6 protein-coding genes and 1 pseudogene are annotated in these 9,707 nt (G+C 75.4%); 2 read left to right on the forward strand and 5 right to left on the reverse strand.

Annotated features, from left to right (window positions below; all coding sequences use genetic code 11):
* Window positions 1-620 (forward strand): transcriptional repressor LexA (gene lexA, locus ABZW03_RS30000; RefSeq protein WP_355265046.1); only part of this gene is annotated, 620 nt, incomplete at its 5' end.
* Between the two features lie 139 nt (window positions 621-759).
* Here the strand turns inward: lexA and ABZW03_RS30005 are convergent.
* Genes ABZW03_RS30005 through ABZW03_RS30025 form a run of 5 tightly spaced genes read right to left on the reverse strand, consistent with a single transcriptional unit; the run spans window position 760 to window position 8,517 of the window.
* Window positions 760-2,883 (reverse strand): ATP-dependent DNA helicase, encoded by a 2,124-nt coding sequence (locus ABZW03_RS30005; protein ID WP_355265049.1) that lies wholly within the window; start codon window positions 2,881-2,883, stop codon window positions 760-762.
* A 12-nt stretch (window positions 2,884-2,895) separates the two neighbouring features.
* Window positions 2,896-4,719 (reverse strand): IucA/IucC family siderophore biosynthesis protein, encoded by a 1,824-nt coding sequence (locus ABZW03_RS30010; RefSeq protein WP_355265052.1) that lies wholly within the window; start codon window positions 4,717-4,719, stop codon window positions 2,896-2,898.
* The gene (locus ABZW03_RS30015) at window positions 4,697-6,139 is read right to left on the reverse strand and encodes a SidA/IucD/PvdA family monooxygenase (RefSeq protein ID WP_355265055.1); all 1,443 of its coding nucleotides are present in this window, start codon (window positions 6,137-6,139) and stop codon (window positions 4,697-4,699) included. The genes ABZW03_RS30010 and ABZW03_RS30015 overlap by 23 nt, the downstream gene beginning before the upstream one ends.
* A 9-nt stretch (window positions 6,140-6,148) precedes the next feature.
* Complete coding sequence (locus tag ABZW03_RS30020; RefSeq protein WP_355265057.1) at window positions 6,149-6,736, reverse strand: GNAT family N-acetyltransferase; 588 nt, start codon at window positions 6,734-6,736, stop codon at window positions 6,149-6,151.
* Complete coding sequence (locus tag ABZW03_RS30025) at window positions 6,733-8,517, reverse strand: IucA/IucC family protein (RefSeq protein WP_355265060.1); 1,785 nt, start codon at window positions 8,515-8,517, stop codon at window positions 6,733-6,735. The genes ABZW03_RS30020 and ABZW03_RS30025 overlap by 4 nt, the downstream gene beginning before the upstream one ends.
* A 446-nt stretch (window positions 8,518-8,963) precedes the next feature.
* On the opposite strand from ABZW03_RS30025, the pseudogene ABZW03_RS30030 reads away from it, so the two are divergent.
* Window positions 8,964-9,707: pseudogene (locus ABZW03_RS30030) on the forward strand (hypothetical protein); the annotation flags it as partial.

Below are 9,707 nucleotides of genomic sequence, written 5' to 3' on the forward strand. Positions count from 1 at the left end.
TCACCGAGCGCCAGCGCCGGGTGATCGAGGTCATCCGGGATTCCGTCCAGCGCCGCGGCTACCCGCCGTCCATGCGCGAGATCGGCCAGGCCGTCGGCCTGTCCAGCACCTCCTCGGTCGCCCACCAGCTGATGGCCCTGGAGCGCAAGGGCTTCCTCCGCCGGGATCCGCACCGCCCCCGCGCCTACGAGGTCCGCGGCGTCGAAGTGGCCCGTCCGAACACCGCCGAGACGGCCGGCCGCCCGTCCACCTCCTACGTCCCGCTGGTCGGCCGGATCGCCGCCGGCGGGCCGATCCTGGCCGAGCAGACGGTCGAGGACGTCTTCCCGCTGCCCCGCCAGCTGGTCGGCGAGGGCGAGCTGTTCGCGCTCACCGTGCGCGGCGACTCGATGATCGAGGCGGCCATCTGCGACGGCGACTGGGTCACCGTGCGCCGCCAGCCGGTCGCCGAGAACGGCGACATCGTGGCCGCGATGATCGACGGCGAGGCCACCGTCAAGCGGCTCAAGCGGGAGGACGGCCGGATCTGGCTGCTGCCGCACAACCCGGCGTACGAGCCGATCAACGGCGACAACGCGACCATCCTCGGCAAGGTCGTCGCGGTCCTGCGCCGCCTCTGAGCGCCCCGGCGGCCGGCCGCCACGCACACCGGGGAGGGGCTCATCCGCGATCCGCGGGGAGCCCCTCCGGCGTCTCCGGGGCCGGTCGGCCCCGCTGTACCGCCGGGGCCGGTCGGCCCCGCTGTACCGCCGGGGCCGGTCAGCCCCGCTTCACCACCGGCCGCACCGGCGCCGCCGAGGCGTCGATCGCCGCCAGTGAGCGGCGCACCTGGTTGCGGTCCGTGGTGTACCAGAACTCCGGCATCGAGGACCGGAAGAAGCCCCCGTACCGCTTGGTCTCCACCCGCGGGTCCAGCACCGCGACCACGCCCCGGTCGTCGGCCGCGCGCACCAGCCGGCCGGCGCCCTGCGCCATCAGCAGCGCCGCGTGCGTCGCCGCGACGGCCATGAAGCCGTTCCCGCCGCGCTGTTCGACGTCCTTCTGGCGGGCGCTCATCAGCGGGTCGTCCGGCCGGGGGAACGGGATCCGGTCCATCACGACCAGCTGGCAGGCCGAACCGGGCACGTCCACCCCCTGCCAGAGCGAGAGCGTGCCGAACAGGCAGGTGGTCGCGTCCGAGGCGAACTCCCGGATCAGCTCGCCCAGGGTGTCCTCGCCCTGGAGCAGGATGCGGTGGTCCAGCCGCTCGCGCATCGCCTCGGCGGCCGTCTGGGCGCCGCGCATCGAGGAGAACAGGCCCAGCGTCCGCCCGCCGGCCGCGCCGATCAGCTCGGCCAACTCGTCCAGCATGTCCGGCCGTTCGGGGTCGCGCCCGGGATCGGCCAGATGCCTGGCGACGTACAGGATGCCCTGCTTGGGGTACTTGAACGGCGAGCCGACGTCGATCCCGCGCCAGTGCGGGACGGCGTCCTCCCCGAACCCCGGCTCGGGGTTGTCCCCGGCGGTGCGGACGTCCGGCAGCCGCGTCTCGGAGGGCAGGCCGACCGAGGCGGCGACGCCGTTGAAGTCCCCGCCGAGCTTGAGCGTGGCCGAGGTGAGGACGACCGAGCGCTCCTTGTACAGCCCCTCGCGCAGCAGCCCGGAGACGCTCAGCGGGGCGACCCGCAGCGAGGCGGTGCCCAGCCCGTAGCGGTCGCTGCGCTCGATCCAGACCACGTCGTACTCGGAGTCCTCCAGCAGCCGCTCGGCCGTCTCGTGCAGCGCCTCGGCCGAGGCCATCGCCTGCTTGCGGACGGCGTCCTCGTCGCTGAGCCCCTTGTCCCTGGTCTCGCCCAGCGAGGTGATCACCTGGCGGGAGGCGTCCCGGATCGCGGTGACCGCGTACGCCAGGTACTCCGGCAGCTCCTCCACCCGGCCGGGCTGGGCCGTCTCCATCAGGCCGTGGTAGTTCTCGGCGGCGGCCTGGAGCTGGTCCACCGCCTTCTCGTTGGCCAGCCGCGCGGCCCGCTTCACCGCCCGGTTGACCGCGCCGACGGTCAGCTCGGCGGTGGCCGCCCCGGTGACCCGGTTGACCAGCTCGTGCGCCTCGTCCACGATCAGCAGCCCGTGCTCGGGCAGCACCGGCGCGCCCTCGATCGCGTCGATCGCGAGCATCGCGTGGTTGGTGACCACGACGTCCGCCAGCTTGGCCCGCTCCCGCGCCTTCTCCGCGAAGCACTCCTGGCCGTACGGGCAGCGGGTGGCGCCCAGGCACTCCTTGGAGGTGACCGAGAGCTGGGCCCAGGCCTTGTCGGAGACGCCGGGGCTGAGGTCGTCGCGGTCCCCGGTGTCGGTCTCGTCGGCCCATTCGCGCAGCCGCAGCACGTCCTGCCCGAGCTTCCCGGTGGGCCCGCCGAGCGCGTCCACCGGGTCGAACAGGCCCTCGCCCTCGTCGCTCGGGGTGCCCTCGTTGGCCCGGTGCAGGCACAGGTAGTTGGAGCGGCCCTTGAGCATCGCGAACAGCGGGCGGCGGCGCAGCACCGGGTGCAGCGCCTCGACCGTGCGCGGCAAGTCCCGCTCCACCAGCTGGCGTTGCAGCGCCAGGGTGGCGGTGGCGACCACCACGCGGTCGCCGTGGGCGAGCGCGGGCACCAGGTAGGCGAGGGACTTCCCGGTGCCGGTGCCGGCCTGGACGAGCAGGTGCTCGGCGTTGTCGACGGCGTCGGCGACGGCCTCGGCCATCCGGACCTGGCCGGGGCGCTCCACACCGCCGACGGCCGCCACCGCGGCGTGCAGCAGTTCGGGGATCCGCGCGCGGGGGACGGTGACGGCTTCCTCGGCCTCGTCGCCGAGGTCCGCCGCCCGCTGGGATTCGGAGTCGTGGGATTCGGAGTCGTTCGTCATGACCCTCCCACCCTACGGGGCGGGGGTGACAATCCGGTCGCGTTGGCCGGGCAGTCGCACGTCCACGGAGACCAGCGCGTTCGGCACCGTCCCGTACCGGGCGGCGTGCGGGCGGTGCGGCCGGTCCTGGTAGCCGTCCAGCAGCAGCCGGTTGCGGTTGAGGCAGAGCCGGTCGATCCGGGGGCGGAACAGGTCGAACAGCTCGAAGCGCTCGCCCAGCTCGGGGAAGCGCTCCTGGTAGCGCCGCACCTCGGCGCGCAGCAGGGCCCAGAACTCGGTCTCGGGCAGCCCGGTCTGCGCCTCCAGCAGCGGGGCGAGGTAGCGGAAGACGCCGACGAACAGCCCGGAGTGGATGAACTGGCAGAGCCCCTGCGGGGTCTCCCGCAGCAGCACCTCGGCCACGTCGGCGGGCAGGCCGCGCAGTTCGGGGAGGTCCTCCCCGCTGAGGTTGACGTCGTCCACGAAGTCCTTGACCGCGAGCCGGACCGGCACGTCGGAGTCGTCGAAGACCACGATGGCGTTCTCGCCGTGCGGGGAGAAGACCAGCCCGTAGCGGTAGAGGAAGTGCAGCAGCGCCGGCATCATCGCGGCGAACAGCCGGGCGGTCCAGTCCCCGGGGAGCAGCCCGGAGCGGGCGATCAGCTCGGCGACGAGCGCCCGCCCGTCGGAGCCGGTCTGCAGCAGCGAGGCCAGCGTGCGGGCCCGCTCGCCGCCGTCCAGGAAGGGGCCGAGCGGCTGGCGCCAGATCGCGCCGAGCAGTTCCTTGTACTGGTACGGCGCCTCGGGCAGCTCGCGGTAGAGCGGGTGGTCGACGGTGACGGAGGCGATCTCGCCGAGCAGGATCACCCGGCACTCGTCGCGCAGGTACGGGTCGGCGTCGCGCAGCCCGAGCAGCCAGGCGGTGACGGCGGGCGCGGCCAGCGTGCGCTCGACCGGCAGGCCGCGCCAGACCAGGGTGTTGAGGATGGACAGCGGCAGCTTGACGGTGCAGCGCTCGGGGTGGGCGGTGTTGAAGAAGGAGCGGATGGACTGCTGGGGCAGCCGTGGGTCGCCGTCCGAGGGCAGCGGGACGATCTCGCCGGAGGCGATCCAGGGGGCGAACAGCGGCAGGACGGTCTGGTCCCACTGCCAGGGGTGGACGGGCAGCAACAGGTAGTCCCCGGCGTCCGGGCCGAGCGCGGCGCGCAGCGCGTCCACGTCGTCCAGCTCGCGGGCGTACAGCTGCTCGGGGCGTTCCAGGCCGGGCACGCCGCGGTACTCGGCGAGCCGGCGGTGCACCGCGATCCAGGGCAGCGGGCGCGGGCTGCGGGCCTCCGGGGCCCAGCGGGCGGCGTCGGCGGCGGAGAAGCCGATCCGGCCCTTGTTGGGGACGATCCAGGGGTGGCCGGTCTGCCGGCCCTCCAGCGCGGTGTGGTCGAGGTCGGCGAGTTCGGCGGCGGTCAGCGCGGTGGCGAGCTGGCGGGCGTCGGCGGTCAGGGTGGCGGAGAGCTCGCGGATCAGGTGGCCGGTGGTCTCGCCGCGCATGCCGAGGGTCTGCCGGGCGTACGGGAGGAAGCGCAGCGGGTCCAGGCCGTCCGGGCGGTCGCAGCGGACGGACTCCGGGTCGACCTGCCAGCTGTCGTAGGCGCCGCGCCGGGCGGTGAAGCGGTACTCGGCCTCGGGCAGCTCCAGCCGGTACTCGCCGGGCGCGTCGCCGGGGACGGGGCGGAGCAGCTCCTCGTAGGCGAACTCGCCCAGCATCTTGGCCAGCAGGGCGCGGCCGGCCCGCTGCCAGTGCCCGGCGGTGAGGTGCGGGGGCAGGTGGAGCGGCGGTTCAGCCGCCGACGGTTGCGGCACGGGTCAACTCCTGGGGGCGGGGGACGGCGGGGGTCCGGTCGAGGTGCGCGGGGGCGGGAGCGGAAGCGGGGGCAGGGGCGGGGGCGGGGGCGGGCGAAGCGGCGGGGACGGGCGGCGCGAAGCCGGTCCAGGCGGTGCGGCCGGGCAGCCGGTGGACGGCGCGCCCGGTGACGGCGTTGAGGATCACCGCGGCCCGGTGGGCGCCGAGCCCGAGGTCCGGCGTCCCGACGCCGTGGGTGTGCAGCTCGGCGTTCTGGACGTACAGCCCGCCGGTGAGCTCGGGCCGGGTGGCGACCCGGTGGTCCAGGTCGACCCGGTAGCGCCCGGCCTCGTCCCAGTCGATCAGCTCGGCGAGCGGTTCGAGCGCGGCCGGGCGGGCCGCCCGGTAGCCGGTGGCGAGCACCACGGCGTCGGTGCGCAGCAGGTGCTCGGCGCCGGAGTCGGTGTGCCGGCAGTGCAGTTCGAGGCCCCCGCAGGGGCCGGGGCGGGCGGTGGTGACGGCGGTGCCGGGGGTGATCTCGACCGGGGCGGCGTCGATCGGGCGGCCGATGGTGCGCTCGTAGAGGTGGTCGTGGATCTCGGCGAGGGTCTCGGTGCTGGCGGCCTTGTGCAGCTGCCACTGGGCGGCGACCAGCGCGTCCCGGACGGGGGCGGGCAGGCCGTGGAAGTAGCGGGTGTAGTCGGGGGTGAAGTGCTCCAGGCCGAGCTTGGAGTACTCCATGGGCGCGAGCGCCCTGGTCCGGGTGAGCCAGCGCAGCCGGACGCCGTCGCCCTCGTGGCGCCGGAGCAGGTCGAGGAAGACCTCGGCGCCGGACTGCCCGCTGCCGACGACGGTGATGTCCCGGGCGCCGGCCAGGTCGGCGCGGCGGTCCAGGTACTCGGCGGAGTGGAAGGCCCGCGGGTGGCCGGCCAGCGCGGCGAAGGCCTCGGGCAGCACCGGCCGGGTGCCGACGCCGAGGGCGAGGTTGCGGGCCCTGACCTCGGAGCGCCGGCCGGTCGCGGTGTCGGTCAGCTCGGCGCGGTACCAGGGGGCGTCCCAGTGCAGGGCGGTGACCTCGGTGCCGAAGCGGCAGTTGGCCAGCCGTTCGGCGGCCCAGCGGCAGTAGTGGTCGTACTCGCGGCGCGGCAGCTGGAAGCGCTCGGCGAAGTAGAACGGGAACAGCCGGTCCTGCGCCCGCAGGTAGTTGAGGAAGGACCACGGGCTGGTCGGATCGACCAGCGAGACCAGGTCGGCGAGGAACGGCACCTGCATCCGGGCCCCGTCCACCAGCATCCCGTGGTGCCAGCGGAACTCCGGGCGCTGGTCGCAGAAGAGCGTGCGCAGGCCGGGGACGGGCTCGGCGAGCGCGGCGAGCGAGAGGTTGAACGGGCCGATGCCGACGCCGAGCAGGTCGTACGGAGGGGGTGTCGAGGTGTCCACAGGGCTGTCCTAGGCGGGGAGTCGGGTCTGCGCGGCGGGCCCGTCGGCCCGGTCGCGGACCATCAGCGCGGCGCGTTTGCCGGGCAGGTCGAGTTCGGCGGCGGCCCGGAATCCGGCCCGTTCGAAGGCCCGGACGGACCGCCGGTTGCGGACGTCCGGTTCGGCCACCACCCGTTCGCAGCGCGGATTCCGACGCAGAATCAATTCTGCGAGGGCGGCCAGCAGGACGGCGCCCAGCCCGCGGCCACGGCTGGCGGCGGGGCCGAGCAGCAGGTGCAGGCCGGTGTCGTACGGCCGGGCCGGGTAGTGCGCGGCGAGCGGGTCGAGGTCGGCGCGGTAGACCTCCCAGTAGCTCATCGGCTCGCCGTCGAGCAGGCCGAGGCACGGGAGGCTGCGGCCGTCGCCGTCCAGCTGGGCCCGGACGTGCCGCTCGGTGACCTCCGGCGGCCCGGCCAGCTCCCAGAAGGCGTCGACCTCGGGGTCGTTCATCCAGCCGGCGAGCAGGGCCAGGTCGGCGGGCAGCCGGACCGGGGCGAGCCGGAACCCGCCGGCCGGGGTGGGGACGGCGCCCCACCCGGGCAGGGCGTGCGGCATCAGACGCCCGCCACCGGGTTGGGGATGTCCACGTACACGGACTGGCTGGCGACCGGGCCGACCAGCTCGTCCATGCCGTTGATCCGGGTGAGCAGGTTGGCCTTGCAGGGCAGCGTGGGCGCGTCCAGCAGCAGCGCGGGCAGCGCCGAGCCGGTGGCGGCGGCCCGCGGGCCGGCCAGGAACCGGCGCAGCGCGGCCAGCAGCACCGCTTCGTCGGCGAGCCGCTGGGAGCCGAAGGCGCCGATCAGGCCGAGCACGTGGTTGATGCCGAGGTAGTAGGCGAAGTGGTGGTCGATCACGTCGTCCGGCAGGAAGGTGTCGCTGTCCGCGCCGAGCCCGGGCAGCCGGGCGGCGAGCCGCGCGGTGGCGCTCTCCCGGTAGTAGTAGCCCTGGTTGTCGCGGTAGCGGCCGCCGCACGGCCAGCCCTCGGCGTCCAGTAGCACCAGGCTGTTCTGCTGGTGCGCCTCCAGGGCGATGCCGCCCCGGCCGTCCAGCCAGAGGATGGGCAGCACGACCGCGTCCAGGTAGCGCAGGAACCATTCGGCGGCCACGGTCGGCAGCGGGCGGGCGCAGCGCGCGGCCAGCGCCCGCAGGACGTCGCCGAGCCGGGAGGGCACGGTGTCGCCGGTGCCCAGCGGCTGTTCGGCGACCAGCCCGGCGACGCACAGCGCGCGCTCGGTGGGCGCGAAGGGCTGGGCGCGCAGGACGGTGTCCAGGCCGCCCGGGTCCCCGAGGTCGGGGTGGTCGACGCCGATCCAGGCCGGGTCGCGGACGATGTCGAAGCCGGGGTGGGCGGCCCGCCACTCGGCGGCCAGCCCGCTCTCCAGCAGCCGGTGCATCTCCAGGCCGCGGTGCAGCTCCTTGCGCAGGTTCTCCCGGCGGGAGTTGGTGATCCGCAGGCCGAGCGAGAGCTTGAGCATCCACGGGGTGCCGGGCCGGTAGACGGTGCGCACCGAGGAGGTGGGGTACCAGGGCTCGCCGGCCGGGCCGAGGTCGTGCAGCAGCCCGTCGGCGAACAGGGCGGCGACGGCCGGGCGGTGGGCGAGTTCGCGGGCCTGCCAGGGGTGCAGCGGGACGGCGGCGGTGCCGGGCGGCAGCGCCGGGCCGCCGTCGAGCAGGCCGGCGGTGAGCCGTTCGGCGCTCTCGGCGACGGCGGAGCCGGACGCCAGCAGCTCGCGGTCCACGGCGTACCAGTGGAGTTGGAAGGAGCCGTGCAGTTCGGGCGAGTAGGCGGCGCTCTGGGCCGGGCCGAGGCCGTCGCGGCTCTTCGGCGTGGGGTGCAGCGGGTGGCCGAGGAGCAGGGACTGCTCGGCGGCGAGGAAGTGCGAGCGCTCCGGGCCGCCGGGCGCGGCGGCGGTGCGGCGGTGGGCGAGGATCTCGGCGGTGCGCACGACCGAGTCGGCGACCCGGCCGGCCAGGTCGGCGACCTGCCCGGGGTCGGGCCGTTCGGCGGCCGCGGCGGCGAGCAGCGCGGCGGCGGTGACGGCGTCCACCGGGGCCTCGGCCCCCTCCTCGACCGCACCGCCCTCGCCGGCTGCTCCGGCCCCGCCGACCGCGAGGGTGGCGGGCCCGAAGCGGTGCCAGCCGCCGGGCGACCAGTAGCGGACCGGGGCGGTGAGCCGGGCGGCCCCGCCGAGGACGGCGATCCGCAGCCGGCCGTCCGGGCCGGGCCGCGCCCCGGTCTCCCTCGTCCAGCAGCGCAGCAGGGCCTCCAGTCCGGCCTGCTCGGCGGCGACGGCCGGGTCGGGGTGCAGCAGCAGGTCGTGCCGGTGGGCCTGCGCCACGGTGGGCGCCGGTACGGGCGGGGCTCCGGTGAGGGCGGCGGTGCTCAAGGCTGCTCCTTGGGGCGCGTGGGGGTGCGGACGCGCGCTGTGGTGGAGGGGATCGGCGGGCGCTCGCACCGTCGCGTCAGGTAAGGGTTACCTATCCCTGACGGGTGATCACAAGGACCGCTCACTCGTCCGGGTGAGAATCGGCGATTGTCCCCATCCGGGACGGAATGCCCTGCTGCGCCGGTGCAACGGCCGGGCCCGGAAGGCGGATCGGTGACCTGCGGCCGACGCCGCAACCCGGGGGGCGGGCAGCGCCGTCCTCGACGGCGATGGAAGACTCCAGGGCGGCGGAGCGCCGTTCCGCGAACCGGCCGGGCACCCACCGCCCGGCCCCGGCGCCGCCCGGCGGCCCGGCACCGCCCAGCACCGACCGACCGAGCACAGGGGGAAGCGCACAGATGCCAACGATCCACCGGTCAGCCCTGGCCGCCGCGCTGGCCGCGGGCACCCTGCTCGCCGTGAGCGCCTGCGGGCCGGACGGCCCGGCGGGCGGCGGGACTCCCGCCCCGCCGCCCTCCTCCGTCGCGGCCCCGGCCGCGGGCTCGGGCGGCGCGATCGGCGGGATCACCCTGCCGTCCGGGCTGCCGACCGGCCTGCTGGAGGGGCTGCCCAGGAGCTGGGACGACCTGAAGAAGTGGAAGTTCGAGGACTGGGACAAGTGGGCGTCCAAGCACGTCTTCAACAACCCGGTGGTGAAGGACTTCTGGGATCCGGACAAGATGGGCGACTCCAAGCCCGCCGACCCGGCCCCGCCCGCCGCCAAGCCGGCCCCCGCCACGCCCGCCCCCGCCACGCCCGGGCCGTCCACCGACGACGGCGTGACCGACCCCGAGCCCCCGCTGGTCAAGGCCGCGGCGATGCCCCGGCCGTACACCAAGCAGCCCTCCGGCAAGGTGTTCTTCTCCGCCAAGGGCGGCCGCGGCAACTGCTCGGCGACGGTGATCAGCGACCCGCAGCACCCGGGCAGGAGCAACCTGGTCTGGACGGCCGGCCACTGCGTGCACGAGGGCAAGGGCGGCGGCTACTTCAAGGACCTGGTCTTCGTGCCCGCCTACAACAACTCGGGCGCCTCCAGCGGCGGAAAGCGGGCCCCGCTGTCCGAGCTCGCCCCGCTCGGCACCTGGTGGGCCGACCAGGTCACC

This window comes from Kitasatospora sp. NPDC004799, assembly GCF_040609095.1.
Classification (GTDB): domain Bacteria; phylum Actinomycetota; class Actinomycetes; order Streptomycetales; family Streptomycetaceae; genus Kitasatospora.

Coding starts and splice junctions, on each gene's coding strand:
- ABZW03_RS30005 (WP_355265049.1), bottom strand. CDS start 2,883: ATGACGAACGACTCCGAATCCCACGACTCCGAATCCCAGCGGGCGGCG.